The following is a 26266-nucleotide window of genomic DNA, read 5'->3' on the forward strand; positions in this document are numbered from 1 at the left end:
CGAAAAGGTTTTTAAAAAAATTAATAAAGAGCAATCCTACCTGTGTTGTCAGTATTATCAATACAGATAACAATCCAGCGTTTAAGCAGGCTATTAAAGAAAATTTAGCGCCACAAGTTAGTCATTTGCAAATAAAATACCGTAATAATTGCTTAGAAGCTGACCATGGTAAGCTTAAACGTCTTATCAATCCTGTTTTAGGATTTCCCTCCATGAAAACTGCTTGTGCTACAATTAAGGGATTTGAAATTATGCGGATGTTTCGAAAAGAGCAATTTAATATCTGGACGTATGGCAATCAAACTGAAAGCTCATTTATTATCAAACAATTTGAAATCTACTGAGATCTATCCAAAAAATGCATTTTTGTACAGATTTTCGTTTTTGCAACAGAAGCAAATTAGATAATATATTAACGTATTATTCAAAAAATATGCAATTATCTTTTATAAAGGTACTTGCAATTATAGGCAACACAGTTTGTTTAATGATAAATAATTAGTTGCTGCTGCTAAAAATTAATAGCTTAATAGAATCAAAATTATCAAAAAGGGTCTTTTCTTGAGACCCTATTAAGCTATAGTTTTGAAAATTTATTTTGACCCAATTCTTCATCGCTAACTTCAACACGATCTCTTTTCTTCGATTTTGTAGGCTGCTCAAACTCTTTTTGTTCGGGGTGGGTAACAAAGAACATCATTCTAGGCAGAATATGACGACAAAGCGTATCTTTACCTTGCTTAGTAAGCTCTGGATGGTTTTTAATTGAAAAAACCATGGCTTTGCTCTGGGCAATTAAATTTTTCTTGGTTTCCTCTAGGATATCTTTATGTATTCCTATCAAGGTTATTTTTTTATGTTTAAAATGATTTTGATAAGCACAAGCCTCAGCAAGTGCTCGCGCGCCCTCATCACTCATATCAGTTTCACTAAGGTCAAGTGTTAAATCCTGGGGTGATTTACCTGAATGTAAAGCTTGAGCAATGGCTTTTGCGCCCTTATCACTAATATCAGTTTCACTAAGGTTAAGCGTTAAACCTTGGGGCGCATGACCTGATTGTAAAGCCTCGGCAATAGTTTTTGCACCCTCATCTTTAATGTCATTACTCTTAAGGTTAAGCGTTAACCCTTGCGGTGCTTTACCTGATTCTAAATATTTCGCTATAGCTTTTGCGCCCTTATCGCTAATCTCATTTGCTTTAAGGTTAAGCGTGAATCCTTTCAGCGCTTTGGCTAACTGTAACGCGTCGAAGAAGCCTTCTATGCCGGCATCGCTAATCTCAGTTTCACTAAGGTCAAGTGTTAATTCCTGCGGTGCTTGACCTGATTGCAACGCTTCGACAATGGTTTTTGCGCCGCCATCACTAATTTTATTAGCCGCAAGGTTAAGCGTTAGTCTTTGCGGCGCCTTGCCTGACTGTAACGCGTCCGTGATAGCTTTTGCGCCCTTATCACTAATACAAGTTTCACTAAGGTCAAGTGTTAAACTTTGCGGTGCCTTGCCTGACTCTAAATATTCGGCTATGGCTTTTGCGCCCTTATCGCTAATTTTATTGATTGAAAGGTCAAGGGTTAGTCTTTGCAGTGCCTTGCCTGACTGTAATGCGTCCGCGATGGCTTTTGCGCCCTTATCATTAATATTTTTCATACTAAAGTTAAATATTAACTCTTCCGGCTCCTGACCTGATTGTTGAATTTTGAGAGTTTCTTGTAAATTCATATATTGCCCCATAAATTAACTTATTGAATAATTTTAATACAAGTAATACTTTGTGAGAATTCAGTAATTTGGAAACCAATTTTTTCTAAAATGGAAATAAAATACTGTAGAACTGTAGAATTGAATAAAATCTTTGTACTTTTTTATTGCTCTAGCCAAGCTAGTATTAGCTATTGATGGTCTTGCAAAAAGACCCGCTCTGGTGTAAAAGGTGAAGAAACGTTACACATCAAGCCTAACATGATCTAATTGACAGCTTTTAATTTAGTAGTCATAACTGAATGAATTAGTTCATTTGAATAATTCAATGATAGACAGATTGATTTCACCTACGAATACATTGCAAGTTATAGTTACCGGGGCAGATTCCCAAATTGCACAATGAGGTATCATTGCATCATTTTTTTTAAAAGATACGGCCTTATAAAGCGAACTATATAATAGTTTTGGTATTATAATGGAATATTCTTATAATCTTCTGACGCATTAATTTCAAATTGAGTTAAACGCAACACAACAGTGCAATTGGTTGAATCATTATTGAAAGTTTTTTTATTAATGTATTTTCATAGTGCTCGAATAAGGGCAAGGTTTGAATTTGGCCAGCAATAACAGCGCCGGCAAACTCAAGTTGAAGCACTATTAAAGACATTGTTATTACTATAACTTTAAATTCTTAGTGATTAAAAAGCTAAATACTTTGTTTCTTTTCTTCTAAAAAGTTTATAATTTTAAAATTATAAAATGACTAATTTGCGCCTGAAATCTACATTTTAGTAGTCCTAAATTATTTGCAAATCGCCCTTATTTCCAATTTAGACATTTAGAGTTTCCAAAGTGCTAGATTCTCATCAAACAATATAAGTATTAAAATAATACAAATTGTTTAAACATGCAATTAATTATGCTTGATAATTTTTTTAAAAAAGAGTTTGATCTAAACGCGGCAAATCAAAGCGCAATAAAGGTTTATGATCGCGCTCAAAAGTCATGCCAACAAAAACCAGGAATATATAATGGTGATGATTTAGCGTTAGGGATAAGAGCAATTTTTGCTTCTGAAATAAATAATATAAATTTATTAGATAGAGAGATATATGACCGAATATATTATTCTATTTATAATTGGACACCTGATACTAGTGAGCCGGAGTATTATAAATTATTTGCTGTTCAGGATGCGCTATTAAATGAATTAGTATATAAAAAAGGGGAGCAGCAGAAAAACCTGCGTAGTATATTAACCGTTTTGAATCAGGGATTATCTTTCGGTAGAAATTTACTTGAGGAGGAATTAAAATATCATAAAAATGACTCACCTATATCTAAAATATTGAAAAATGCTCTTGGCAAAGAACCATCCTGGAGTTCGGCTTTTCAAACTAAAGAGTACCAAGATAAAACACTACATGGTCTTTCTACTCAGATTCAAGGATTAATGGAATCAACAGACTTACTTGAACCTAAGGCTGTAGTTAATTTGCGAATTAAATTTGAAAAATTTACAACGGAAAAGATTCTTAAACCACTTATAAAGTATGATAAAGCTAGAGGATTCTTAAGCAGAGTTAAAGACTGGATAAATGATACCTTCCAAAGTCTACTTAATCGAGACAAACTAAGCATCAAAGGCACTTTACAAAAAACCGCTTCTACAGGACTGTTATTGTTTAAAATTGCAGAAAGAAAGATTAGTGTCGATTTAGATGGTTCAAAAATTAAAAATTCTGCCTAATAACCTTATCGTGGACTATACTTCAAGAAAATTTTAGTTTTAGAAATTAGATTTTCAAATTGAAACTTGATAATCTTAACTAATAAGGTAAGAAATAAAATTAACTCGGTATCTTATTGTTTAATTATTAACCCTTTTTCAAGCATTTGGCATAGATTTATATTAATAATTTAGGGGATTTCTTCTGCTAGCGGAATAAATTCTGTAGGAGAAATATGACCCATTTTAGGATGACGCCATCGTATAAGGGCTTTAAGAGAACAAATTTGCCCATTACTCAGATCGATAATAGGTTGATAAACTAAATAAATTTTTTTCAATAGCTAAGTGTAGCTGACTTATCAGCTCTAATTGTCTTTTAGAATCTTGACTAAATGCTTTTCTATAAATTGCATAAGGATTTCGGCCTTGTTTTTTTGCCCAATACATTGCCATAACCGCCTTTTTTAAAAGGCTTGATGGTAATTTACTGTATTTAGGATAAATATTTATTCCCATGCTAACTGTAATAAAAACATTATTTTTTATACCAATCGTAACTGGATTTAATAGGTACCGATGTGTATGTTGAACTAAGCTAGATATGAACCAAACAAAAACTAGCAAACTCTTCACCAAATCGAAAAACGGTATCCGTTTTACGCAGACTAAGTACTAATTTTCTTACCACTTGACTTAATAATATATCGCCTGCATTGTGGTCTAGATTATCATTAATGCTTTTAAAATTATCGAGATATATAAATAAAACTGCTAAACATATCTTGCTTCATAGCCCACTTCTTTGAAAACCTTATGCAAGGCGAATAGTATCTGTACCATATTTTTTATTAATAGATTCCATTAAAAGGCTCAGTTAATTAGGCTATGGGCTTTTCAGCTCTTGATGATGTCTCAAACAAGTTGTAGTGCATTTAATTTCAAAATTTTTCATGCGTGTAGGCTATACCATCTATTAAAATTGCATTCGATAATATAAGCCAGTATTATTAATGGCTTTATTTTATATTTTATAAATGAATCTAAGGGATTACGTCGAATGAATATAAGATTTATTAAGAAAATAAGTTTCTCCTTACCACTTATTGCAGCAACTTGTGCATATGCTCAAATAGAAACGATACTTTGTCCTTCTATTGATACCATTCAAAAAGCAGCAACAAAAATTGATAAAGCAGTGAAATTTAGTGGAGCTTTTTCTGCCTTTACGAGCACCGATGCTTTTGTAGAAAATGGAATTTCATGGACAGTAGGAGCAAATCGAATTATGGCAAGCTCTTACGCTGAAGCAATACAAAAGGGCATTAATATCGTCTCACAAACAACCTTTAGAGAGCATGAAGATGCAAGGGAGATACCGACAGAACCCGTTCAATATAGTTGTACATACGGTACAGTTGAAAATCTCGCTCAAATTTATGCATTAGGGTTTAGGCGTTAACAATCTACCCGATGTGCCCTAATATGGTATAAGTTTCTTAAGTAAAGTTAAAGGCTGAAAAATGATACCTTATATAGCCTAATGAGTTTAGACAAACTAAATTCAAAGGAGAACCGATTTCCGTGAAAATATTATTATTTAACATAAAGAAAGAATAATATTAATTTAGATAATATAAAATTAAAATGCTGTCTAGCTTTTCTTACCTATTATATTAGGGCCAAAACAAGTTAAAAAGGACGTTTTAACAGAAAAAAAAGTGATATAAATTCTGATTCAGAATCATTAAATTTTAATAAAGTTAGTATATGTGATTAATAAAATATTCTTTAAGAATACCTTATTGGAGTGTTTAATCACTTTTGAACTCTAGCTTATAGTATTGAAACCAAAAATAAATAGTTTTGTGATTAATTACTAATCCCTATTCAAAGATCATTTCTTATAAATTTCTATAACTAAATAATTTTTCTATGAAAGTGCCGCCATTTGAATTTTTTTTGAATTATTCACGCAATTTGCTTCATTTAAAAAAACAAAAATTATATTTAGGTTGGCTGTTTTTACAACGAAACTAATATTTTAAAGATTTTATAGCTAATGCAAAATTTGTTATAGAACTTTAAAAAGTATTTTAGTGATTTGATTTAGTTAAAGAACTAAATCAATTGATTTATACAACACTAAAAAATTTAAATTCCTAATTTTTTCTATGTAATATTATTTTAACTTATAAGGATATTTTATCTGTATTATTTTATTAAATTAAAGAGTATTTAAAGAAATTTTGTGTGCAAAAATTTTAAATATTTCACGGCGACTTGATTGTATCATAATTATGGCTTTTTATTGAATATATTAATTTGGTAATTATAAATTTCCAAATTGGAAATAATTATTTAAATTAGTAGATGAACTATAAATCCTGATAATTAAAAATTATTTAAAAATTGAATTTTATAAAAAATAAATGTTTATTTTCAATAACTTAAATTTTCATCATGATAAACTTGTGTTTTATTGCGTAGATTAATAATGAAAATAGCGTATCTTATATAAGTTGTAAGAAAGGTATTTCAGTAAATTATATTGGATTTGGAAATAAATCACGGCATAACTATTTTAAATTATTTTTCAAAAATAAATTGTATAATTTGTAAATATTTAAAGAATTATTAATTTTTAATTTAATTAAAATATATTTGAATAAATATAAAAAATTCTATATTTTGTTTGCTCAATTTTATGAGGAATTAAAATGAAAAAAGAACAAACGAATTTTACTTTTCCGTCTTGGAAAATCGGCTCTGTAAGAACTGACCAGAATGGCGCAGATCCTAGCTATGATGATTTTAAATTTCTTCAATCTGCTGTATTAGGTTGGCAGCAATCACGCAAAAATAACTATCCTTTCGCTTGGATAAGCAACAAAGAAAATAAACATTATGTAACTCTCTCTGATGCTATTAAAGATTTACCGCTTAATATAAACTCGCTCCAAATTAGAATAGAAGTACCAGTGGATGTTAAGGATTTAGTAAAGGCCTTTGCAGAACTTCAGCCAGGAATTGATACACTCGATTTTAATCTTAGTCATTTAGGCCTTAACATGAGTACTGAAGACTTAGAGCAAGTTTTTAGTGCCATTCCTAAACATATAAAGACCTTAAATTTAGCTAATAATGCACTTGATGCTAAAACAGGGGAAGAATTAGCGCAAATAATACAGGCATTACCCAGTCACATTAACTCGCTTAACTTAGGTAGTAATAACTTAGGTGATAAAACAGTTGAGGAATTATTACAAATAATAAAAGCGCTACCTAGCCACATCACCTCTTTTAATTTAGGCTACAATGGTTTAGGTAAAAAGCTAGGTAAAGAATTGGTACAAATAGTAAAGGCTCTTCCTAATTCTATTAAATCGTTTAACTTAGGTTATTCTGAAAGTAACCTTAATGATAGTAACAATTCTGAATTAGATAGATATAATAGTGAATATGAATTAAATAAATACCTTTTGCAAAAGACAATGGTAAATAAATTTATTCAAGTATTAGGAGCACTTCCAAATAATATTGTTAAGTTTGATATAGGCGGGGAGGAATATTCTAAGTTAAAAGCAGTAGAAATAGAAAAAATACTTGAATCACTTCCTAATCATGTACGTTATTTAGAAGACGGAATTATTAACATAATTTTTAAGAAGGGGAAAGAGTTAGAAGATATAGTTAGAGCTATACCTAAACAGCTAACCTCGCTTAATTTAAGTAATCAACTCATCGCCCGTTCCAATGAGGAAATACAAGATATGCGTCGGCCACCTATCGAAGAGCTAGTGCAAATGATCAAAGCTATTCCTAAAAATATTGTCAAGCTTGATTTAAGTGGCAACGAGCTTAATGAGCTAAGTAGTGAAGAATTGGCTCAACTAGTTAAAGCCCTTCCTGATCACATTGGCTCACTTAATTTAGCACGTAATAATTTTTATAAAGTGGCAGCAGCAGAGTTGGCACATATTTTTTCTTCTATTTCTAAACGAGTCACTTCACTTAATCTAAGCTCTAATGGCCTTGGAGTACCAGTAGTTAAAGATTTGCCATTAATATTATCTGCTATTCCTCCTGGTGTCACTCACTTAAATTTAAGCAACAACGAGCTTGATCAAATATGTAATCACTTAGACCAAGCATTTCGAGCCCTACCGAAGCATGTATCTTCACTTAATTTAGTAGGTAATCATTTAGATAGCTTTTCTATTAAAGTATTAGAAAAAATTGCCAATTCCCTGCCTTATATAAAAACAATTAAATTAAATTATGAAGAGATTCAAAAAATGTCATTTGAACAGCGAAAAGCTTTAAAATCGGTATTTAATAATGTAGAGAAAGTGATTTGGTCTGATGCAGATGGACATACGCTTCAATTCAACACAAGCCATACAAAACTTGTGGCGCAACGTTGTGCTCAGGAGCTTTGCAGTAAGCTAAATTCATCACCTATTAATGGCGGCCTCTTTTATAAATCTAATTCTAATGAAGTAGTAGATAAGGGGCTCGAAGGAAAAGAGGAATTACAAGAAAAGGCAGTTAATGGTTTTAACTAAACTTAATATTCGTTTTAGTAGGATATAAGTGTAATTTAATATTTAATTATTTAATACTTAGTGGTGTTTACCATCACTAAGTTTTGCTTTCTTTTTTTATTAAAAGAAATAATATGGTTAAACCCAATTAGGACCATAACGTCTTTTAAGGGGGGTAGTAGTACTATAAAATAATTTTATGGCCTAATCTTAGCTTCTTCTTGGAGAGATCTAGTTAAACTATGCTCAGCTTCGTTAGGAAGTTTTATCTTTGCTTCTTTCTCTTTAGGAGTAACGATTTGATAATAAAATCCCATTGCTAATCCACTCCCAGTAGCACCTAATAAGCCACCGATACCCTAGCCTATAGAACACCCTAACCATGAGCCTAATGATGATTCAATATTAATAGGAGTAGCATTTGTAATATAATTTAATGAACTATCCAAAAAACCACCTAACATGCCACCTAGCCAGCCAGTAAACGAACCATAAGTGTAACCGCAAAATGTGCTTAACGTAACTCCACCTATTATCCATCCCATTAAATTAATAGTCTCACTTAAAGTGTATTGTTCATAATTATTAATTACATTATGTATATTAGCTTGCTTTTTTAAATAGTGACTAATATTTGAAAAGCGATGATTAATACGGGCTACTTGTTGAGCTTGATAATTTATTACTACATCTATATAAGTAGTAGTATCTTGCGCAATATAGTAATTTTCTTTACTTGTCAGTCCAAATTTGGCAATTGAATTATTGTCAAGTTTAGAGGCAATTAACATTATTATCTCAGCAGGAAGCTCATTGAAATAATTATTTGTGTCCGTTGCTTTTTTAAAAAAAGTAAAATAATTAATAAATTTCATATTTTCCATAATTTAAGTAATAGTATAAAATCGATTACTACACCTTAAAGAAATTAATGCACCAAATCTATTGATTAAGCATATTACCAAACTCAAAAGCGATTAATAAAAGACTAACGGTCATGTTATACATCCAAAGTAACTTAAAAACATAAATAGTTTTTTTAGGTGGCGTTTTAACGTCTATCTACTACGTTAGAAATTTTTGCGCTAACTTTTGTTTGTTTTGTATAATCCATTTATATTATTCTTTAGGCAATAAAAGATTAAAATTTTTTATTTTTTAATATTTCTTAAATACATAACTTCTTTAGGCTTAGAAATACCGACTTACATAGCATAAGTATTGATTTAATGAAACTTGTAAAGCAAGCTGAACAATTATTTATAAAATAGCTAAGCTTATCTACAAAAACTTTAGCTTTTGAAGAACTAACTATTTCTGGTCGTCTTTAAGTCACAAATGTATTGGTCTGAAAAACTTATTTTATTAAAATCAGTTCAACTTTTCTTCTTACTCAGCATTTTTTATAATTGTATTTTCGTCTAAGGCTATTATTTTTATTACTACTTAAATAAACTTTCCAAATTATAGTAATTATAAAAATAATAAGCATTTTAAGCTAAATTTAGTAGCCTATAATTTATGGATCATCAGATAACTTAATGACTATTAAAATACTAATCCTAAATTACTGTTAAAGATTAGGCTTTGTTGCTTCTTCTGGTGTTGAGGCATTTACAAAATTAGCTGATGTTGATTGGTTATAAAAGAAAGCACTGAAATTATTGAAAAACAGCGCTTGAAACAAAACCAATTAAATTACCAATTTAAATTATGCATTATCTACGTAAAAAAATTCCCATAATTTTTATAAAATTAAATTTTTTACGCAGGCTATTAAAGCTATAAATTAAAATTGTTTGTTATGTTTATTTATTTTATTATCTTTTGCCTTATTAAAGGAGACCAAGGCAATGAAGCAGGCTTTTAATCGATATGTAGAAAAACATTTAATGACCTCTCATTATCGAAAAAAACTTATTGATGCTATTAAGCAGGGTGATTTATTAACTATCCAAAACCATATTGCAAAGGGTGGTTATAAAAAGACCTTTACAAAAAGTCTTAATATGATAGACGGCACTCCTTTTTATATAAGTACGCCTCTCTTATTGACAGCGGTTCAACATTACCAATTACCTATCATTAATTATCTTTTACCTTTAGAAGATAGTGATAATAAATATAATGCACTAATACAGGCTATTGATAATGAAGCTTTAGAAATTATTAAGCTTATTTTAAGTCACGGTGTTTCGTTAAAGGAGCAACATATTTTATTAGCAATCCAAACCGGAAATACAAAATTAATAGGATTTATTTTAAATTATGGTGTTTTATTAAAAGAGCAACATGCTTTAGCAGCAGTTCAAACAGAAGATAGTCAAGTAGTAGAACTTATTTTAGAAACAAATAAAAATTTACTTTTGGCTAATGAAAAAAAGACCGGCCTAACATTAGCAGCTAATCAACCTAATAATATGCTAAGCTTTTTATTTACTAAAGGATTTGGCAAATTAATTAACCTTGGGGATGCTAAAGGGCGAACACCATTAATGTTAGCAGCAAAGGCAGCTATTATACCAAATATCAAATTATTATTATCTCAAGGTGCTGACGTTACACTTTGTGATAAAGAAGGGAATACAGCCTTATTTTATGCAGTAGAAAGTGGCTTCCTAGAAATAGTAAAATTACTCTGCCAAGCTGGAATTGAGAGAAACGTTAAAAATCAACATAATAAAAAGGCACTTGATATAGCTTTACGCATGGGACATCGTGCTATTATAGATTTTTTACTTGTAGACCCTTTAAAGGAAACGACGCTAGCAACTACTATTTCTAAACAAAATAATAATGTTGTACCGTTAAGTGCTGCTAACAAAAATAGCTTTTTTAACCAAGCACAAGAAAATCCTGATGACAAGAATATGTCGGCCAATATTTACATGTCATTTTAAAACTAAGCAATATAGAACTTTTTTACAAAAAATTTTCTACTTCACGAGGTAGACTTTAAAATCTGCTATTATGATTTATTTTATTTACCCTCTAATATAGATATTATATAGTTTTAGTACTTCTTCATTTCTCATTAATTTTTTATTTTCAACACATTACCAATTATAAACCGATTGGTTAAAGTTTTGGTTTTTAAAATAGCTATTAATTTTTTCTTAACTTGTCAAAAGGGGTAAGGACGGGTAAGCCAGAATCTTTTTCCTGTTGTCTATCAAGCTCAATTCCAGGCTGCAGAAATGAGAATAAGTGCATTTTTATTTCAATAGGTAGAGAATTAAATGGCGAAGACGCTACTTTTTTACGTTCTTCATGAAAGAAAGTTACTCGCGTGTCTGCCAAGGATTGAGCATATTTCATTAGCGATTTAAATTCTTGACTCGTTATATCAGTGCGGCCATCATTAAGAATTAACGCAATAGGATGAAGCCTATCAGTTTTTAATTGTTTTAAAAATGCAAGACTTGTGCTTAATAATGAAGTTTGTAAGTAAGCGATAACATCCTCTTTGCAATATTTACTTAGAACAGACAAGGTTATTTTAGAAAAGGATTGGCCGCTGATTAGATCATCCCATAAGTATATTAGCAACGCTTCTGCTTGTCTCCTATCATTAAAATAATGGTAAATTGCTATACTAATGTTATTTTTTGCCTCAAAAGAGCCATGTCTAAGTGCACACTCATAGAGTCGAATAGCTTCTGGATAATTTACCGGCCCACCTCGACCTCGTTGATGCATGGTAGCTCGATTGTTCATGGCAGAACAGTTTCGTAATAAAATTGCCTCGTCATAAAGTCGAATAGCTTCTGGATAATTTATTGGTCCACCTAGACCTTGTTCATGCATGAAAGCCCGATTAGCCAATGCAGAAGAATTTCCCAATAAAATTGCCTGGTCAAAAAGTCGAATGATTTCTGGATAATTTATCGACCCGCCTAAACCTTGTAGATGTATCAAGGCCCGATTATGCATCGCACAATCATCCCCGAACAAAATTGCTTGATCATAAAGCTGGATAGCTGCCAAAAGATTTACAGGCCCACCTTCACTACGCTCATGCATTATAGCTCGAAGCGTCATTGCTACAGGATTACCTAGTGTGATCTCTTTGTTCAAAATATCAATAGCTTTACGATGATCTAGAGGATAACTTATACCCGTATAATATAAAAGCGCTTGTAACAACTTAACATAAGAGCATCCAGCATCAGCTTGTTTCGTACATTCGATGCCAAGGTTGCTAATAAGTTCTTTTAAGGCAACATCATTTTTCAAGTTTTCTTGAAAGATAGGCGATATAAAGAGATTTAATAAAGCGCTATAATTTATATAGTTACCTGCTAACATTTCGTTAGCAATACGACTTATCATCTGAGCTTCATCATAAGCAGACTTCTCTTTAAAAAGCAAACTAGAATTTAATGCAATAGTAATCATAGAAAATAATTAGGCAGGAATAAAAGTGTAGACAATTTTAGTTAGGTTATTTTTTTTAAAGAATGGTGTAATTTGGAAATTTATACTTTCCAATTTGGAAATTATAAATTTCCAAATTACACCTTCTCAAAAACTATACCTCTATTAAAATAATAACTGATTGATAATATTATTTTTTTGATAATTTTTATCAGTAGTAAACTAAAATATAAATAAACTTATCGGGGTGAAAAATGTGGTATCCCCAGTTTCAATTTAAATTGAAAGCTAACAATGCAAACTATATTAATGCCTTAGCTGCATTATATCCAAACCACCCTATTCAAGAATTATCTATTAATGGTGAGGTATTACCATATTCAGAAAGAACACTTCAGGAATTAAATATTATTCTTAATGAGCTAAGGGAAAGTATGGTAAAACATTAGAGAATGAAGAAATAAATTTAATTACCGACAGATTTCCAGCCAATGCAACCACATTAACTGTTTTACCAAAGTTTATCCCACAAAGGGACTATATAGAAAACTCTAAAAATGATCATAAAAAATTTTCCTCTGATATTGAAAGATTAATCTCCTTCTTAAAAACTTCACAGCTTTATATTAATCGAGGTCCGATAATATTATCCCAAGTTACAGGTAAAGAAGATGCTTGGAAGCTGTTAAATTTATTGTATGAAAAAAATCCATTTTCTACAGCAATAGATTGGCCTGCTCGAAATAGTATTTTATTTTTCTCACCTTCACAACTTTATTGTTATGCCTTAAGTTATGCAAAAAAAGAAAATACTTTAACAGAGGGTATAACGCCTGCGTTTGACATAGATGATGGTTTTATCCCTTCTCCATATGGTGCGTTTATTACTGAAGAAATGGAGCACGCTTTTCAAGAATGGAAAAAAAATGATCACGAAAGGCCTGTTTTTGTTGCCTCAAAAGATAATAATTTATTATTAAGGGACTCACAACCTGAGGTTTCTTCTAAACCAGTTAATACCAGTCCCCTAACGAGGTTCTCCTTATTAAACTCTGGGAATCAAACTAAATTTTCTGAAAAAGAGGAAATAGTGAAAGAGAGACAGAATGATTTTAGCTTTAATTAGAAAATAAATATGTTGTTCTTTTTTAGCTGTTGCCAGGCGATGGAGCGCGCGGCTGTTAGCCCTAAGTCTCGCTTGTAAATAACCAATAAAGGATTAACTATCTTAGATTAAATAACTTAATACTTCTCACTTATAACTAACGCTAAATTTGCTTAAAATCTTTAAAAAAATCTCAATGATTCTATTTGGCTAAAAGTTAAATGGATTTCGCGTATTTGCCTTTCTGATTTGGAAATAAATGGTTTCCAAAATACTAGATTCTCGATAGGTGGCATATGAATTAAAATTATACAATGTAAATAATTTATTACACTTATACTATCACCAATTTATAATCAAAGAATTTACTTAAAGTAGGTAAGAACATTCCGTTGATTTAAATGAAGTAAATATAATTTTTAATCTACAAGGATATTACTATGGGAAAGCTTAAAAAGCCAGATAATGAATTAACATATAAACAACTTAAAAAAAGAGAATATAATGATAGGTACTATGCAAAAAAAGCTATAGATCCGGAAACAGGAGCAGAAACAAAATTACATCTTCTTAAGCAACGGAAATATGATAGGAAAAAAGCTGAAGAAAGAAGGGGATTAAAAGAGGCACTAAAAGAAAGTCAAGGTAAAATTCTATCCACCCATAGTGAAAAATTTGCTCATGAATCATTAAATAAGCAGTTGACTAATAATCAAGTTGGTGAGGCTGTCAATATTGAATATCTAAAAAATCGATTTTTCCTATTTCCGTATCGTCCTGATCCAAATGAAAAAGAATATTCTCAAAATTTAAAATCAAATAAATTGACAACCTAAGATTGTAAAATAGAAATAGAATCTTTAATCTTAAAGATTCTAAACTAAATAACTAGCGAAGACATGGTCGCTTTTTCTAAAAACTCTGGCCTATGATCATTGCTTTCTAAATTAATTAAATCTTGCTTTATTACAAATAATCTATTGGAATTTAAAGGTCTAATTCTTTCTGGAAGAGTAGATTCACTAGACCATTGCAATACCTTCCAGATATTACTATCTTGTATATCTTTATATTTTTCTATAAATTGTATAATTATGGGATTGTTTAACTTAATTAATAACTGCAGCATTTCAGCTGCGGTCTTAAGGGACTTCCTATTGTTGGTGCAACAAGCAAGCCCTACACATTTTTCGGCGCTGTTGCAAAAACAAGAAGATAGTATACTTACCACCCTTTGAGATGTGTTTTAATGAGTTTAAAAAATCCTGCTGATTTCAAATGGCGCCATTTTCATGGTGAAGTAATCCTGCAATGTGTGCGCTGGTATTGTAAATATGGGGTTAGCTATCGCGATTTAGAGGAAATGATGACGGAGCGCGGCTTACTAGTTGATCACACGACAGTTTATCGTTGGGTCCAGCATTATGCTCCTGAGCTAAATAAACGACTAGACTGGTATAAAAAGCGTTATGCTAGCCGTTGGCACCTCGATGAAACGTATCTCAAAGTCAAGGGCGAATGGAAATAATTGTACCGAGCGATTGATGAAGATGGTAACACCATTGATTTTTACCTGTCGCATCGTCGCAATGCTAAAGTGGCGAAAAGGTTTTTAAAAAAATTAATAAAGAGCAATCCTACCTGTGTTGTCAGTATTATCAATACAGATAACAATCCAGCGTTTAAGCAGGCTATTAAAGAAAATTTAGCGCCACAAGTTAGTCATTTGCAAATAAAATACCGTAATAATTGCTTAGAAGCTGACCATGGTAAGCTTAAACGTCTTATCAATCCTGTTTTAGGATTTCCCTCCATGAAAACTGCTTGTGCTACAATTAAGGGATTTGAAATTATGCGGATGTTTCGAAAAGAGCAATTTAATATCTGGACGTATGGCAATCAAACTGAAAGCTCATTTATTATCAAACAATTTGAAATCTACTGAGATCTATCCAAAAANACTTATACTATCACCAATTTATAATCAAAGAATTTACTTAAAGTAGGTAAGAACATTCCGTTGATTTAAATGAAGTAAATATAATTTTTAATCTACAAGGATATTACTATGGGAAAGCTTAAAAAGCCAGATAATGAATTAACATATAAACAACTTAAAAAAAGAGAATATAATGATAGGTACTATGCAAAAAAAGCTATAGATCCGGAAACAGGAGCAGAAACAAAATTACATCTTCTTAAGCAACGGAAATATGATAGGAAAAAAGCTGAAGAAAGAAGGGGATTAAAAGAGGCACTAAAAGAAAGTCAAGGTAAAATTCTATCCACCCATAGTGAAAAATTTGCTCATGAATCATTAAATAAGCAGTTGACTAATAATCAAGTTGGTGAGGCTGTCAATATTGAATATCTAAAAAATCGATTTTTCCTATTTCCGTATCGTCCTGATCCAAATGAAAAAGAATATTCTCAAAATTTAAAATCAAATAAATTGACAACCTAAGATTGTAAAATAGAAATAGAATCTTTAATCTTAAAGATTCTAAACTAAATAACTAGCGAAGACATGGTCGCTTTTTCTAAAAACTCTGGCCTATGATCATTGCTTTCTAAATTAATTAAATCTTGCTTTATTACAAATAATCTATTGGAATTTAAAGGTCTAATTCTTTCTGGAAGAGTAGATTCACTAGACCATTGCAATACCTTCCAGATATTACTATCTTGTATATCTTTATATTTTTCTATAAATTGTATAATTATGGGATTGTTTAACTTAATTAATAACTGCAGCATTTCAGCTGCGGTCTTAAGGGACTTCCTATTGTTGGTGCAACAAGCAAGCCCTACACATTTTTCGGCGCTGTTGCAAAAACAAGAAGATAGTATACTTACCACCCTTTGAGATGTGTTTTAATGAGTTTAAAAAATCCTGCTGATTTCAAATGGCGCCATTTTCATGGTGAAGTGATTTTGCAATGCGTGCGCTGGTATTGCAAGTATGGTATTAGCTACCGTGATTTAGAAGAGATGATGAAGGAACGAGGGCTTGAGCTCGATCATACTACGATCTACCGTTGGGTTCAGCATTATGCACCGAAGCTGAAGCGCCAACTAAAATGGTATAAAAGGGATTATTCTAGAAGGTGGCACCTTGATGAAACCTACATTAAAGTGAAAGGCGAATGGAAGTATTTGTATCGTGCTATTGATGAGCGCGGCAATACGATTGATTTTTCTCTATCACATCGGCGTAATACCCTTGCCGCAAAACGATTTCTGAAAAAGCTTATTAATCACAATCCTACCTGTGATGTCAGCGTCATTAATACCGATAAAAACCCAGCGTATGGTCAAGCGATTAAAGCCCTAAAAAAAGAAGGTCACCTTTCAGCCCATGTTCAACATCATCAAATTAAATACCGCAACAATCGACTGGAAGCCGATCATGGTAAGCTTAAACGGCTCGTCAATCCGACCTTGGGCTTCCAATCGATGAAAACCGCTTATGCTACGATTAAGGGTTTTGAAATCATGCGCATGTTTAAAAAAGGACAATTCAAGAAATGGACACGTAATGAAGTAGCCTTTATCAATGAACAGTTCGGAATTTACAAGTGAGATCTACCTAAAATTTAACGTTTATTATCTTTTATAGTATTTGCAACGCTGCCATAATATCTTTTATTCTAAATAAAGATACTTAAGATTTTGCTTAGTTCCATTGCCTAGTAATGGTATATTTAAATGTTAATGTGCTAAATTAGTTTAAATAAGTTCAACTTCAATTTTATTTTTCATTTTGTTTTTACATAAGGCAATTCTGACCAACAAGTTGTATAACAAGGACTTTTCATTTCTCGCTTCATCGTCCACTTCTTTTGAAAGCCTTCTGCTGCAAGCCGAATGGTACATGTACCATTTCTTTTATTAATACACTCCATTATCGACATTACTTTTTCAGATTGAGCGACTATAGCATCAGAGGCTTGATGAAATAAATCTATTTGTAAGTGTGACTTAGGCGTTATTACAGCGAGTATAATGCCGCTTTTATTATAGGGAATATCTTCTTTATAAAGGCGCTTTAATGCTTGTTTGGCAAAAGATGTTAATTGTATTTTTTCAACGGAGCTTTATACCTTGTATTCATTACACTATAAATTGGCTTTAAATATTGCTATATGTATTAATATTGCTTTATAATAAGATTTTTTAAACAAAAAACCATATTTAGTGGTAGGAAAAATTGAAAAAAAGAACTGAGTGGTCTGTTGATGATCTTTTCCTTGATGTTCCGCCCTCAAATTTTATGAGGTGTGATTTGTTAAGGATAGACAAATTCAAAAAGAAAATTTCAGATAATTTAGCCGGTCGGAATGAAAATTTAGATCCCTTATTAGAAGAGCAATGCGAGATTGGTGAATTTTTATTATTAAATCCAACTAGTGAATTGGATAGAGTTTTTGCAGAAGAAAAAGAAGAACTTTTAGATAACATGAGATTCTTGACTTTATTTGCCTGGGCTGCAAAAAATGACCGGGCTAATCTATTTGATGTATTCCACTTTAAAAAATTATTTCAAGAAGATAAAAATTCCACTCAAGCAGCTATCGTCATTGCTGCTGCGTTTGGCTCTGATTTTTTAACTAAGGCTATTCAAGATGGTCTACTAAGAAATAAAGACATTCAAAAAGCATGCAGTGTAGCAGCAGCTAATGGCGATAATAAGCTCCTAACTACTTTAATGAAACTATCTTTTGGTAAAGATAAGAAAGATAGCTCAATAAGTGAAACTACTCGTCAAGTATCAGGTGACTATTATTTTGAAAGTTTTCTTACACCATTGTTTTGGGCTGTGCGTAATGGCCATAAAGATACAGTCGAGCTTTTACTTAAAGCAGGAATGTCTCCTAATAAATTTAACAATGATACAGATGACAGTTATCTTATACTTGCAACTCGTTGTAGTTATATTGACATAATAAACCTTCTGATAACTTATGGAGCTGATGTTAACCATCAAAATATCCTGGGAAAATCAGCGCTTCATGTTGCAGCTGAGCGTAAAAATTTGGATATATTAAAAGCTCTCATAATAGCTGGTGCTGATATCAACCTTGCTGACAAAAAAGGACGTAAGCCACTAGATTGCATCGAGAATGAAACCGTACGCAAAGAAATAGAGAAATTTGTTAGGGAAAGAGACAAAACTCAAAGTCTTGATACCAGTAAAACCAAGGGGTTAGAAAAGAATTCCTTTTTTTCGAATTCAGGTAACCTTATATCTTCAACAACGGATGAATCTAAAAATAGTTTTACTGGCACCGTTGAAAAAAATTAACCTAAAAAACCTTAAATTTTAAATTACAGTTATATACTAAATTGTTCTGTTAACATTCGCATTGTTTCAAAGTGTGAAAGCTGTTTTGATGGACTGCAATCCGAGCGCAGGGTTTAGGTGCCCAATTTTTTAATGTGCTTGAACAAGCTATTTCACCCGATAAAATGCGCTGCATTATTTAAGCACAGAATGAGCGAGTATTTGAATTTTGACAAACCCTTGGTTTTAAAATTGTGTATCAGCAGGAAGGCAAATTAGGACAATTAGTTAACAAGACTTTGATTTTAGAAAAAGTACATTAGGTTTAACTTCATAAGATTACAAACATTTAGTACTTAAGACCATCAATAAAGTTTGAAATCTCACTTTAGAATGATTCGATAATGAGCAATACACTAGCTAAAAATTTACACGCGTTAATGATGAAGCAGGGTCTAAATACTCTAACGCTTTCCAAAGAGTCTAAAATTCCTCAACCCACCTTACACCATCTTTTATCAGGTAAAACTAAAAAGCCAAGAAGGGCGCTTTTGCAAAAGTTAGCTCAATTTTTTGATATCTCAATTCCAACCTTATTAGAAATAGAGCTAACCAATCAGCCTACAAGTTCAGTTAGGAAATTTCCCATTTTAAACTGGAATTAGGATATATTGAATTTTTCTAAGCAATCAGAAATAAACAATGAATTTATAGTTGGTTCATATCCTGAAGAGAGTTTTGCCTTCTTTATTCATAAACGATTTTGTCATAGTGATTGGCCTAATCAAAGCTTAGCTATTATTGCTCCAAGCGAATCACTAGAAGGTGCCAGATACGGTTTAATTTACCTTAAAAAATACGGTCTTATTCTCAATAAAATCTACAAGGAGCAGGGTAATTTTTTTATTAAATACCAAAATGAAACCGAAGACCCTTTGTTGTTAAAAATTGATTTAAATGAGGCAAGATGGTTTGGACAGCTCATTGAACTAAGGCTAATGGGACAGGCCTTAACTGATTATTTATAATTCAATTCCTATGGATAATGCTATCTATAATTGTGTTTGTTACCCACATACCCACACTATAGCTTCACTAGTCCGCGGGTTGTTACGCTCCGTGTGGATATATGGATAGTGCGACACGAAGTCGTATGAAAGAGCTGTTCCTACAACTAGTCAGGAACCACCTGTGTCACCAGGTGAATCTAGAGGCATGAATAAAGAGCTGCCTTGACAATGTGGCGATGCATTATTGCATGGGGGTATTTCGTGAGAAACGCCTCTTTCTGGTAATCACAACCGGATAAGTTGCTAGATAACCGACATGATGAAGATATCTGAATCTGTGTAACGACCGTAATATCCAAAGAGTGAAAGTGATTGAGACACTCTGACCAAAACGGTAAAAGAAGTTGGAAATATGGCTTGTCCAAAAGTATTTCGTGACCATTAAACTTCTCGGTCGATAGCAGGCATCTAAATCGGTGCGCTCATTCATACGGAACGTGGAAACCCTGTAAAGTTCTCGCAAGAGAAAGTTAACCGCGAGGTTAACCCTTAACTTTGCAGGTCTAGGATGCTGGAAAAAGCGAATGTCATGCTGTAATGGTGTGAATATGGAGTGAAACAGCCTCCAACACGAAAGTGTGCCCACGTCCAGCAGGTCTTTCTTTGTAAGAAAGTTTGTAGAATTGATAATAATTGAGGCAATGCAAATGACAGCAAAATCGAAATCTTTGACTGGTGCAGCCTCTGCAACGTTACTTGATTGGAGCGCCATTAACTGGAAACTAGTCCAGAAACATGTTTATCGACTGCAAATGCGTATTGCAAAGGCTAAACGTGAAAATCGGCCTGGAAAAGTAAAAGCTTTACAATGGATTCTGACTCACTCGCTCTATGCCAAAGTCTTTGCGGTAAGACAGGTGACGCAAAATCAAGGTCGAAATACACCTGGTGTAGATAACATCCTTTGGAAAACTACTAAGGTAAAAGCCAATGCAGCTATCTCCTTAAAGAGACAAGGGTATAAAGCCCAGCCTCTTAGGAGAATTAATATCCCTAAGAAGAATGGCAAAAAGCGTCCTCTAGGTATTCCAACAATGAAAGATAGAGCGATGCAAGCTTTGTATTTGTATGCTCTAGAACCCATTGCTGAGACTACTGCAGACAAAAATTCATATGGATTTAGGCCAAAACGCTCAACTGCTGATGCTATTCAGCAGTGCTTTATTCTCTTTTCAAGAAAACACAATGCAGAGTGGATTCTCGAGGCGGATATTAAAGCCTGTTTTGATAAAATCAATCACCAATGGTTATTAAATAATATACCAATGGATAAGGTTATATTAAAACAATGGCTTTCGTCAGGTTACGTGGAAAATCAAACACTGATGCCTACCAGGGAAGGAACGCCACAAGGAGGAATTATTTCACCCACATTAGCTAATATGAAACTTGATGGTCTGGAAAATGCCATTAAAGCCATTGCAAAACGAAGTGATAGAATTAATGTGGTTAGGTACGCGGATGACTTCATTGTCTCTTGCTTCTCTAAAGAGATACTTGAAAGTAAAGTCAAGCCTATCATTGGATCTTTTTTAGAGGATAGAGGACTTTCTCTATCAAAAGAGAAAACCAAAATCACTCACATTGAGGAGGGATTCAATTTCCTTGGCTTTAACATCCGCAAGTATCTTAAAGGCCGAAAACTTCTGATAAAACCAGCTAAAGATAATATCAAATCCATACTGAAAGATATCAGAAAAACCATCAGTCATAACAAAGCAGCAAGTACTGAACAATTAATAAGGCTGTTAAATCCTAAACTAAGAGGATGGGCATATTATTATCGTCATACTGTTGCCAAAGATACATTTTCTTTGATTGATCACCGCACTTATCAAACCTTATATCGCTGGATAAGGAAACGCCACCCTAACAAAAATTGGAAATGGTGCAAGAATAAATACTTTCGTAGTAAAGGGTTGAGAAATTGGATATTCTCAACACAAGTTTATTCTAAAACCGCAGGGTATAAAGACCATCTTGATTTATTCAACATGGGGCACCTAGCAATTATAAGGCATAGGAAAATAAGGGCAGAGGCTAATCACTTTGATCCAATTTTCAAAGAGTATTTTGAGCAACGTAAGTTGCCAAGCATGAAATGCTCTCCATATCATTGGATCGAGAGAATGCAACCTGAACTTAGTAACTTTAAGATGTATTTACCCAATTAGCTGGGGTTCTACCGAATCCTTTGAAAGGCTTGAGCCGTATGCAGGGAAACTTGCACGTACGGTTCTTAGGAGAGTAATGGCCAGCAATGGCCATTACTTATCCGACAGAAATTCTAAAAGGGCTTAATAAGCATGAATTAAAACAATTTCTACATCTATCTAATCAAAATTATCAAACATTTAGGAGAAATCTCTTTCGAAAAATAGAATATCTAGAAGTAAAAGAAAGATGTAATGAAATTTTTGGTACGGATGATTATTATTCAGGCCTTGATGAGGAGTTTAAATAAATTTTAACTCAAACAGACCGGTAAAATATTTCGTAATGAGATTTATTTGGAATATCTCAAAAACACATGAATTAACTTAATAAAGCCATTAGTATTTGGAATGAAAAATTAATTATTTGGTAAAATATATTCCATTATAGGAAAACAACCTGTAGCTAGAGTAAGATTCTCAATACTCGCTGCACCCATTTTTTCATAAAAACCAACTACTTCTGGAGTGTTATCCGATATGAATTGAAATGACTCCCAATCTTCTTTTTTAGCAATTTCCTTTGCCTTATTCCAAAGTTGTTTTCCATAGCCCTGACCTATAAATAGGTTATCTATAAATAGTAAATCCAACTCAGCAAAATGTCTTTTGGAAGAAGGAGCGCGCATACCAATAATACCTATGCTTGTATTCTGGTGTTTAGCAATTAGTAAGATATTGTCTTCAATATAGTAAGTATTGGGTCCCCAGGCTTGAACAAAATTGGTTACATACCGTTCTTTATTGGGATGAAAGTGTGATTTTGAACGAGTAATTAAACTAATTATTTCAGGTAACTCTGATATATCTGCATCTTTAAAAGTTAAGACAGCCATAAATAACTATAAATTTATCTAATGTAGTGTTCTAAAGCTTAATTTTACCAGTAAGAATTGATTAAGCTAGTTTATTGTCCCAAAACCCATGTTAGCAGAGTCAATTCAAGTTTGTTTCGCGTTAGATAAAGATTAGGGTAGAAAGTAAACCTCACATTTATATACATACCAAAACTACGCCATTGACTTACTTTGGTTTAAGTTATATACTTAATACATCAAAGAACAATAAGAATAGTAATGATTTTTATTGAAACTCCAGTTTTCACAGAAGACGTGAAAGAATTATTATCTGATGACGAGTATGCGGAGTTTCAAAGATATCTTGCTGATCATCCTTTGGCGGGAGATGTAATTCAGCAAACCGGCGGACTACGCAAAGTTCGATGGGCATCTCAAGGCAAAGGAAAGCGAGGCGGTGTTAGAATTATTTATTATTATGTAACACCTGCTTCACAAATAAGACTTTTGCTTATTTATAAAAAAGAGATTCAAGATGATCTAACTGCAGATCAAAAGAAAATGTTGCGGCAATTAAATGAACGGTGGTAATCATGGATAAAAAGTTATTCGAACGATTATACGAAAGCATGACTCAGATGAATGAAATTATTGATGGTGAGCGTGTTCCTTCACGAGAGTTTGTAGTAGACGCTGTTCATGTAAAAGAAATTAGAAAAAAAACAGGCTTAACCCAAGAAAAATTTTGTCATTTAATTGATGTAAATATTGGAACATTAAGAAATTGGGAACAGGGGAGAAGGGAGCCAACGGGTCCCGCAAAAGCACTTCTGCGTGCAATAAATAAAGATCCTGAGCATGTATTAGCAGCATTAGCTAGTTGATATCATTATTTTAAAAAAGCAAGGTAGTGCCCAAAAAACCATGCTATTAAAACAGTTTTAGAAAATCTTACTTTACTGGATTTTAATTTCATTAGTTTAAGATGTGTATTAAATTAATAGATCTTGTTTATCTCTTTTGGTAAGTTAACATCCTAGCTTTTTCTAATAGGACTAAAATGAAAAATTCTTTCTTCCAACTACAAGATGTAGAGACATTGGCAAAGAAATTTATTGATTGGTTAGATGCTACAGGTCGTTGTGGATTTCAACAAAGTGTTGAAAATATTTCTAATTATTTTTCTGAGCAATTTAGTTATTATACTAATGAAGAATTAGTTGCTGATAGTCCAACTAGTTTACAGCAACGTTTTTCAACAGCATCTGAGGTTTTTAGTTCTGCTTTCATTCATTTTCCTATTAAAAAGATGGATATTCATGATAGTAAAGTTGAGGCACAATATGACGCAACTTTTATTAACAAAGATGGTAACGTACAACATACTACAAATACCCTCCAGTTTGAATTTGATTTAAAAAATAAAGTGCAGAAGTTATCTCAATCATTTAATCCACCTTTATCGAAGGTACTTGAGCCTATAGCTAATCATATAAATGATCAAACGCTAAAATATTAGTAAGGCAATTTTTTCAATACAAACACTATCTGCAAAGGTTTAATTTGGCAAAAAGAATAGAGATAAATTTTATTTAAGATAAGTTTACTGCCTGAAATAGGGCATTAATGAGCTGAATCCGCGCCTCCAATAGTCCAGTTAAGTCCGATTAGTGCGCTAATCAGACTTAATAGCAGGCTCCCTGTAGGCTTAAAATTTAGACAATATTAAGATTATTTCTATTTAAAAAAATGTTTATTGCTCACTTGATTTGTACACGTTTTTTGCGTACAATATAATGTAATAATAATAATAGACTATGAGATTGCTGTGGATATTTTTGATGTTGTGTTAAGAAAAAGTGTCGTCAGTGATTTAAAGAAGCTGCCTAAACACATCACAGCAAAATTAACAGCCTGGATTGACGCTGTTGGTCATGATGGGTTAAGTCAGGTTAGAAAAATACCAGGGTATCATGATGAGCCCTTAAAAGGTGATAGAAAAGGGCAGCGCTCCATTCGCTTATCGAAAGCTTATCGTGCTATTTATATTATTGGCCAGTCAGGGCAAATGGAAATTGTCGAAATTATTGAGGTGCATAAACATGATTACTAAACAGACTCAAAAAACCTTAAACCAATTGCAAGAATTAATAAAGGAGAAACTAACCCTTGGTAGCTTTATACGAGCTATAAGACAAGGAGAGGAATTAAGTCAAGTTGAGTTTGCTAAGCTTCTTGGTGTATCACGACAAATTTTATGTGATATTGAACACGGTCGACGGCTTATTAGCCCTAAAAAAGCAGCAGATTATGCTGAGCTTTTAGGTTATTCTAAAAAACAATTTGTAAGACTTTGTTTGCAAGATTTATTAGATAGAGATCATCTGGGATTAACAGTTGAAATTGAAAGTGCCGCTTAATTAGCAATTAATGGAACTTAATATGCCATTTTTTAGAAGTGTTTGCCAAGCAGAATTAAGTATTGATTGGGATACCAGACAAGGAAAAGATTTGTCATTAGTGAAATTTATTCTCGCAGAAAGTTTTAGTAAAAAAGCGTATAAATATTACATATGGCAAGATTGTTGGTTGTGCAACATATGCAATAAAACCAGAAACGGCTTATGTTTATATCGATTTGTTGGCCGTTTTGCCTGAATATTCTCAATTTGGAATTGGCACCAAAATAATTGATGTGTTTAACAAAAGATTTTCGCATCTAAGAGGGATCATTTTATATACAAGAAAACTACCAACAGGAGCAGAAATTTTTTATGATAAAATTGGATTTCAAAAAAAGTCGTTAGAAGAATTAAAGATTACTATCAAAGCTGACCAATATCCTGGTTTTGATCCTACCATAATTGCTGATGATTATATTGGCTTTGAGTTCCCCCAAAAAAATATTCATCGCAGACACTCTTTACCGGATTTGCATGAAGTACCTTCGTTTAAAATGAAACGATAGACATTAATTTTTTTGTTAAATTAAAACATTAAATGGACTATTTTCGGTAATGCACAAGCGTTCTTTTGAAAAATTATGCATGTTTTAAGCTTTAAAACAGGTCGTTAAAAATCACCAAATACCGTTTTCGGCAAAGTTGGCAAATAAGGTAGTTTGCTTGCCACTTGATAACGAAAAGGTGGTTGCATTAGCTTGTTGAATTCACCCTTATACCTATTTTACTAAGTCTGATTATAGAATTTATCAGACTTAGCACAAAATTTATTAGGGTGAACTCAACAAGCTAATGCAAGATACATTCTTGTAAGTGATCAAATACTAAAAGTAATTAATAATCCCCAGATTAATGCAAAAATAAAACCTAATAGTAATAAATCTGGTAGTTCTCTAAATAGCTGCTTTATTCCTTTATAAGAAAAGGCAAACTTAATAGGTATCAGAAAATGTTTGATACCATTATTTTTATCATTC

33 protein-coding genes and 1 pseudogene are annotated in these 26266 nt (G+C 32.3%); 23 read left to right on the forward strand and 11 right to left on the reverse strand.

The genetic code is table 11. The features are described 5' to 3' along the window. The coding region (locus tag E1P04_RS16390; RefSeq protein WP_131783955.1) for a DDE-type integrase/transposase/recombinase at positions 1–344 on the forward strand (344 nt) is incomplete at its 5' end. Positions 345–577: 233 nt separating this feature from the next. Here the strand turns inward: E1P04_RS16390 and E1P04_RS16395 are convergent. Together E1P04_RS16395 and E1P04_RS17770 are read right to left on the reverse strand one after the other, a co-directional pair. Next, positions 578–1720, reverse strand: a complete 1143-nt coding sequence (locus E1P04_RS16395; protein ID WP_165482835.1) for a leucine-rich repeat domain-containing protein — start codon at positions 1718–1720, stop codon at positions 578–580. Positions 1721–2222: 502 nt separating this feature from the next. Then, on the reverse strand, positions 2223–2372 hold the full coding sequence (locus tag E1P04_RS17770) for a hypothetical protein (protein ID WP_165482836.1): 150 nt from the start codon (positions 2370–2372) through the stop codon (positions 2223–2225). A 240-nt stretch (positions 2373–2612) separates the two neighbouring features. Between E1P04_RS17770 and E1P04_RS16400 the strand changes: the two genes are divergently transcribed. Then, positions 2613–3455: a hypothetical protein gene (locus E1P04_RS16400; RefSeq protein WP_131783957.1), complete on the forward strand. Its 843-nt coding sequence runs from the start codon at positions 2613–2615 to the stop codon at positions 3453–3455. Positions 3456–3625: 170 nt separating this feature from the next. Here E1P04_RS16400 and E1P04_RS18455 read toward each other — a convergent pair whose 3' ends face one another. From E1P04_RS18455 to E1P04_RS18460, 3 genes are read right to left on the reverse strand one after another with little or no spacing between them, the layout of a single operon-like run. After that, the gene (locus tag E1P04_RS18455; RefSeq protein WP_131783958.1) at positions 3626–3775 is read right to left on the reverse strand and encodes an EAL domain-containing protein; all 150 of its coding nucleotides are present in this window, start codon (positions 3773–3775) and stop codon (positions 3626–3628) included. Further along, positions 3729–4061, reverse strand: coding sequence for a diguanylate cyclase domain-containing protein (locus tag E1P04_RS16410; RefSeq protein WP_165482838.1), 333 nt, complete (start codon positions 4059–4061; stop codon positions 3729–3731). Before E1P04_RS16410 ends, E1P04_RS18455 begins: the two co-directional genes overlap by 47 nt. Further along, positions 4033–4218: a diguanylate cyclase gene (locus tag E1P04_RS18460; protein ID WP_131783983.1), complete on the reverse strand. Its 186-nt coding sequence runs from the start codon at positions 4216–4218 to the stop codon at positions 4033–4035. Before E1P04_RS18460 ends, E1P04_RS16410 begins: the two co-directional genes overlap by 29 nt. Before the next feature lie 276 nt (positions 4219–4494). Between E1P04_RS18460 and E1P04_RS16420 the strand changes: the two genes are divergently transcribed. Together E1P04_RS16420 and E1P04_RS16425 are read left to right on the forward strand one after the other, a co-directional pair. Beyond that, positions 4495–4896 carry a hypothetical protein gene (locus E1P04_RS16420; RefSeq protein WP_131783960.1) on the forward strand — a complete coding sequence of 134 codons (402 nt, stop codon included), beginning with the start codon at positions 4495–4497 and terminating at the stop codon, positions 4894–4896. A 1258-nt stretch (positions 4897–6154) separates the two neighbouring features. Further along, a complete protein-coding gene (locus E1P04_RS16425) occupies positions 6155–8002 on the forward strand; it encodes a leucine-rich repeat domain-containing protein (protein WP_131783961.1) in 1848 nt (615 codons plus the stop codon). Between the two features lie 338 nt (positions 8003–8340). Here the strand turns inward: E1P04_RS16425 and E1P04_RS16430 are convergent, their stop codons facing one another. Beyond that, complete coding sequence (locus E1P04_RS16430; RefSeq protein WP_131783962.1) at positions 8341–8856, reverse strand: hypothetical protein; 516 nt, start codon at positions 8854–8856, stop codon at positions 8341–8343. A gap of 978 nt (positions 8857–9834) precedes the next feature. On the opposite strand from E1P04_RS16430, the gene E1P04_RS16435 reads away from it, so the two are divergent. Beyond that, a complete protein-coding gene (locus E1P04_RS16435; RefSeq protein ID WP_131783963.1) occupies positions 9835–10881 on the forward strand; it encodes an ankyrin repeat domain-containing protein in 1047 nt (348 codons plus the stop codon). A gap of 205 nt (positions 10882–11086) precedes the next feature. On the opposite strand, the gene E1P04_RS16440 is transcribed toward E1P04_RS16435, so the two are convergent. Beyond that, positions 11087–12379 (reverse strand): tetratricopeptide repeat protein, encoded by a 1293-nt coding sequence (locus E1P04_RS16440; RefSeq protein WP_131783964.1) that lies wholly within the window; start codon positions 12377–12379, stop codon positions 11087–11089. A 233-nt stretch (positions 12380–12612) separates the two neighbouring features. On the opposite strand from E1P04_RS16440, the gene E1P04_RS16445 reads away from it, so the two are divergent. The 3 genes from E1P04_RS16445 (at position 12613) to E1P04_RS16455 (ending at position 14299) form a co-directional block, all read left to right on the forward strand. Further along, complete coding sequence (locus E1P04_RS16445; protein WP_131783965.1) at positions 12613–12807, forward strand: hypothetical protein; 195 nt, start codon at positions 12613–12615, stop codon at positions 12805–12807. A 245-nt stretch (positions 12808–13052) separates the two neighbouring features. Next, positions 13053–13484 carry a hypothetical protein gene (locus tag E1P04_RS16450; RefSeq protein WP_131783966.1) on the forward strand — a complete coding sequence of 144 codons (432 nt, stop codon included), beginning with the start codon at positions 13053–13055 and terminating at the stop codon, positions 13482–13484. Positions 13485–13903: 419 nt separating this feature from the next. Beyond that, positions 13904–14299, forward strand: coding sequence for a hypothetical protein (locus E1P04_RS16455; protein ID WP_131783967.1), 396 nt, complete (start codon positions 13904–13906; stop codon positions 14297–14299). A gap of 44 nt (positions 14300–14343) precedes the next feature. Here E1P04_RS16455 and E1P04_RS16460 read toward each other — a convergent pair whose 3' ends face one another. Beyond that, complete coding sequence (locus tag E1P04_RS16460) at positions 14344–14592, reverse strand: hypothetical protein (RefSeq protein WP_131783968.1); 249 nt, start codon at positions 14590–14592, stop codon at positions 14344–14346. A gap of 120 nt (positions 14593–14712) precedes the next feature. Between E1P04_RS16460 and E1P04_RS16465 the strand changes: the two are divergent. Both E1P04_RS16465 and E1P04_RS16470 read left to right on the forward strand, forming a co-directional pair. Next, positions 14713–15408, forward strand: a pseudogene (locus tag E1P04_RS16465) (IS6 family transposase). A gap of 123 nt (positions 15409–15531) precedes the next feature. Next, the gene (locus E1P04_RS16470; RefSeq protein ID WP_131783967.1) at positions 15532–15927 is read left to right on the forward strand and encodes a hypothetical protein; all 396 of its coding nucleotides are present in this window, start codon (positions 15532–15534) and stop codon (positions 15925–15927) included. A 44-nt stretch (positions 15928–15971) separates the two neighbouring features. On the opposite strand, the gene E1P04_RS16475 is transcribed toward E1P04_RS16470, so the two are convergent. Then, positions 15972–16220: a hypothetical protein gene (locus E1P04_RS16475; RefSeq protein ID WP_131783968.1), complete on the reverse strand. Its 249-nt coding sequence runs from the start codon at positions 16218–16220 to the stop codon at positions 15972–15974. Between the two features lie 120 nt (positions 16221–16340). On the opposite strand from E1P04_RS16475, the gene E1P04_RS16480 reads away from it, so the two are divergent. Beyond that, positions 16341–17045, forward strand: coding sequence for an IS6 family transposase (locus E1P04_RS16480; protein WP_131783969.1), 705 nt, complete (start codon positions 16341–16343; stop codon positions 17043–17045). Between the two features lie 176 nt (positions 17046–17221). Here E1P04_RS16480 and E1P04_RS18465 read toward each other — a convergent pair whose 3' ends face one another. Continuing rightward, positions 17222–17377: a DUF4113 domain-containing protein gene (locus E1P04_RS18465; RefSeq protein ID WP_131783970.1), complete on the reverse strand. Its 156-nt coding sequence runs from the start codon at positions 17375–17377 to the stop codon at positions 17222–17224. 296 nt (positions 17378–17673) lie between these two features. On the opposite strand from E1P04_RS18465, the gene E1P04_RS16490 reads away from it, so the two are divergent. From E1P04_RS16490 to E1P04_RS16510, 5 genes are all read left to right on the forward strand, one after another. Beyond that, positions 17674–18768 carry an ankyrin repeat domain-containing protein gene (locus E1P04_RS16490; RefSeq protein WP_131783971.1) on the forward strand — a complete coding sequence of 365 codons (1095 nt, stop codon included), beginning with the start codon at positions 17674–17676 and terminating at the stop codon, positions 18766–18768. 383 nt (positions 18769–19151) lie between these two features. Then, positions 19152–19412: a helix-turn-helix domain-containing protein gene (locus tag E1P04_RS16495; protein WP_131783972.1), complete on the forward strand. Its 261-nt coding sequence runs from the start codon at positions 19152–19154 to the stop codon at positions 19410–19412. Positions 19413–19418: 6 nt separating this feature from the next. Then, positions 19419–19775 (forward strand): hypothetical protein, encoded by a 357-nt coding sequence (locus tag E1P04_RS16500; RefSeq protein ID WP_131783973.1) that lies wholly within the window; start codon positions 19419–19421, stop codon positions 19773–19775. Between the two features lie 689 nt (positions 19776–20464). Then, positions 20465–21991, forward strand: a complete 1527-nt coding sequence (ltrA, locus tag E1P04_RS16505; protein WP_131783974.1) for a group II intron reverse transcriptase/maturase — start codon at positions 20465–20467, stop codon at positions 21989–21991. An 86-nt stretch (positions 21992–22077) separates the two neighbouring features. Continuing rightward, positions 22078–22281 carry a hypothetical protein gene (locus tag E1P04_RS16510; protein ID WP_131783975.1) on the forward strand — a complete coding sequence of 68 codons (204 nt, stop codon included), beginning with the start codon at positions 22078–22080 and terminating at the stop codon, positions 22279–22281. Positions 22282–22389: 108 nt separating this feature from the next. On the opposite strand, the gene E1P04_RS16515 is transcribed toward E1P04_RS16510, so the two are convergent. Next, positions 22390–22866, reverse strand: a complete 477-nt coding sequence (locus tag E1P04_RS16515; protein WP_131783976.1) for a GNAT family N-acetyltransferase — start codon at positions 22864–22866, stop codon at positions 22390–22392. Positions 22867–23106: 240 nt separating this feature from the next. Between E1P04_RS16515 and E1P04_RS16520 the strand changes: the two genes are divergently transcribed. The 7 genes from E1P04_RS16520 to E1P04_RS16550 all read left to right on the forward strand — a co-directional run bounded on the left by E1P04_RS16520 (position 23107) and on the right by E1P04_RS16550 (position 25795). Then, complete coding sequence (locus tag E1P04_RS16520; protein ID WP_131783977.1) at positions 23107–23418, forward strand: hypothetical protein; 312 nt, start codon at positions 23107–23109, stop codon at positions 23416–23418. A gap of 2 nt (positions 23419–23420) precedes the next feature. Then, positions 23421–23711 carry a helix-turn-helix domain-containing protein gene (locus E1P04_RS16525; protein WP_058441751.1) on the forward strand — a complete coding sequence of 97 codons (291 nt, stop codon included), beginning with the start codon at positions 23421–23423 and terminating at the stop codon, positions 23709–23711. 176 nt (positions 23712–23887) lie between these two features. Further along, positions 23888–24346 (forward strand): hypothetical protein, encoded by a 459-nt coding sequence (locus tag E1P04_RS16530; protein ID WP_131783978.1) that lies wholly within the window; start codon positions 23888–23890, stop codon positions 24344–24346. Positions 24347–24655: 309 nt separating this feature from the next. Then, positions 24656–24940, forward strand: a complete 285-nt coding sequence (locus E1P04_RS16535) for a hypothetical protein (RefSeq protein WP_131783979.1) — start codon at positions 24656–24658, stop codon at positions 24938–24940. Then, the gene (locus E1P04_RS16540; RefSeq protein WP_131783980.1) at positions 24930–25247 is read left to right on the forward strand and encodes a helix-turn-helix transcriptional regulator; all 318 of its coding nucleotides are present in this window, start codon (positions 24930–24932) and stop codon (positions 25245–25247) included. The genes E1P04_RS16535 and E1P04_RS16540 overlap by 11 nt, the downstream gene beginning before the upstream one ends. Before the next feature lie 22 nt (positions 25248–25269). Further along, positions 25270–25485: a hypothetical protein gene (locus tag E1P04_RS16545; protein WP_131783981.1), complete on the forward strand. Its 216-nt coding sequence runs from the start codon at positions 25270–25272 to the stop codon at positions 25483–25485. After that, the gene (locus E1P04_RS16550) at positions 25460–25795 is read left to right on the forward strand and encodes a GNAT family N-acetyltransferase (RefSeq protein ID WP_345788927.1); all 336 of its coding nucleotides are present in this window, start codon (positions 25460–25462) and stop codon (positions 25793–25795) included. The genes E1P04_RS16545 and E1P04_RS16550 overlap by 26 nt, the downstream gene beginning before the upstream one ends. Positions 25796–26266 lie beyond the last annotated feature (471 nt).

Source organism: Legionella gresilensis (assembly GCF_900639865.1).
GTDB classification, from domain to species: Bacteria; Pseudomonadota; Gammaproteobacteria; order Legionellales; family Legionellaceae; genus Legionella_C; species Legionella_C gresilensis.

Excerpts from the sequence above, each read along its gene's own strand:
- E1P04_RS16395 (WP_165482835.1), bottom strand. The coding sequence starts at position 1,720 with ATGAATTTACAAGAAACTCTCAAAATTCAACAATCAGGTCAGGAGCCG.
- E1P04_RS17770 (WP_165482836.1), bottom strand. The coding sequence starts at position 2,372 with ATGTCTTTAATAGTGCTTCAACTTGAGTTTGCCGGCGCTGTTATTGCT.
- E1P04_RS16400 (WP_131783957.1), top strand. The coding sequence starts at position 2,613 with ATGCAATTAATTATGCTTGATAATTTTTTTAAAAAAGAGTTTGATCTA.
- E1P04_RS16420 (WP_131783960.1), top strand. The coding sequence starts at position 4,495 with ATGAATATAAGATTTATTAAGAAAATAAGTTTCTCCTTACCACTTATT.
- E1P04_RS16425 (WP_131783961.1), top strand. The coding sequence starts at position 6,155 with ATGAAAAAAGAACAAACGAATTTTACTTTTCCGTCTTGGAAAATCGGC.
- E1P04_RS16430 (WP_131783962.1), bottom strand. The coding sequence starts at position 8,856 with ATGAAATTTATTAATTATTTTACTTTTTTTAAAAAAGCAACGGACACA.
- E1P04_RS16435 (WP_131783963.1), top strand. The coding sequence starts at position 9,835 with ATGAAGCAGGCTTTTAATCGATATGTAGAAAAACATTTAATGACCTCT.
- E1P04_RS16440 (WP_131783964.1), bottom strand. The coding sequence starts at position 12,379 with ATGATTACTATTGCATTAAATTCTAGTTTGCTTTTTAAAGAGAAGTCT.
- E1P04_RS16445 (WP_131783965.1), top strand. The coding sequence starts at position 12,613 with ATGTGGTATCCCCAGTTTCAATTTAAATTGAAAGCTAACAATGCAAAC.
- E1P04_RS16455 (WP_131783967.1), top strand. The coding sequence starts at position 13,904 with ATGGGAAAGCTTAAAAAGCCAGATAATGAATTAACATATAAACAACTT.
- E1P04_RS16460 (WP_131783968.1), bottom strand. The coding sequence starts at position 14,592 with ATGCTGCAGTTATTAATTAAGTTAAACAATCCCATAATTATACAATTT.
- E1P04_RS16470 (WP_131783967.1), top strand. The coding sequence starts at position 15,532 with ATGGGAAAGCTTAAAAAGCCAGATAATGAATTAACATATAAACAACTT.
- E1P04_RS16475 (WP_131783968.1), bottom strand. The coding sequence starts at position 16,220 with ATGCTGCAGTTATTAATTAAGTTAAACAATCCCATAATTATACAATTT.
- E1P04_RS16480 (WP_131783969.1), top strand. The coding sequence starts at position 16,341 with ATGAGTTTAAAAAATCCTGCTGATTTCAAATGGCGCCATTTTCATGGT.
- E1P04_RS18465 (WP_131783970.1), bottom strand. The coding sequence starts at position 17,377 with ATGTCGATAATGGAGTGTATTAATAAAAGAAATGGTACATGTACCATT.
- E1P04_RS16495 (WP_131783972.1), top strand. The coding sequence starts at position 19,152 with ATGAGCAATACACTAGCTAAAAATTTACACGCGTTAATGATGAAGCAG.
- ltrA (WP_131783974.1), top strand. The coding sequence starts at position 20,465 with ATGACAGCAAAATCGAAATCTTTGACTGGTGCAGCCTCTGCAACGTTA.
- E1P04_RS16510 (WP_131783975.1), top strand. The coding sequence starts at position 22,078 with ATGGCCATTACTTATCCGACAGAAATTCTAAAAGGGCTTAATAAGCAT.
- E1P04_RS16515 (WP_131783976.1), bottom strand. The coding sequence starts at position 22,866 with ATGGCTGTCTTAACTTTTAAAGATGCAGATATATCAGAGTTACCTGAA.
- E1P04_RS16520 (WP_131783977.1), top strand. The coding sequence starts at position 23,107 with ATGATTTTTATTGAAACTCCAGTTTTCACAGAAGACGTGAAAGAATTA.
- E1P04_RS16525 (WP_058441751.1), top strand. The coding sequence starts at position 23,421 with ATGGATAAAAAGTTATTCGAACGATTATACGAAAGCATGACTCAGATG.
- E1P04_RS16530 (WP_131783978.1), top strand. The coding sequence starts at position 23,888 with ATGAAAAATTCTTTCTTCCAACTACAAGATGTAGAGACATTGGCAAAG.
- E1P04_RS16540 (WP_131783980.1), top strand. The coding sequence starts at position 24,930 with ATGATTACTAAACAGACTCAAAAAACCTTAAACCAATTGCAAGAATTA.
- E1P04_RS16545 (WP_131783981.1), top strand. The coding sequence starts at position 25,270 with ATGCCATTTTTTAGAAGTGTTTGCCAAGCAGAATTAAGTATTGATTGG.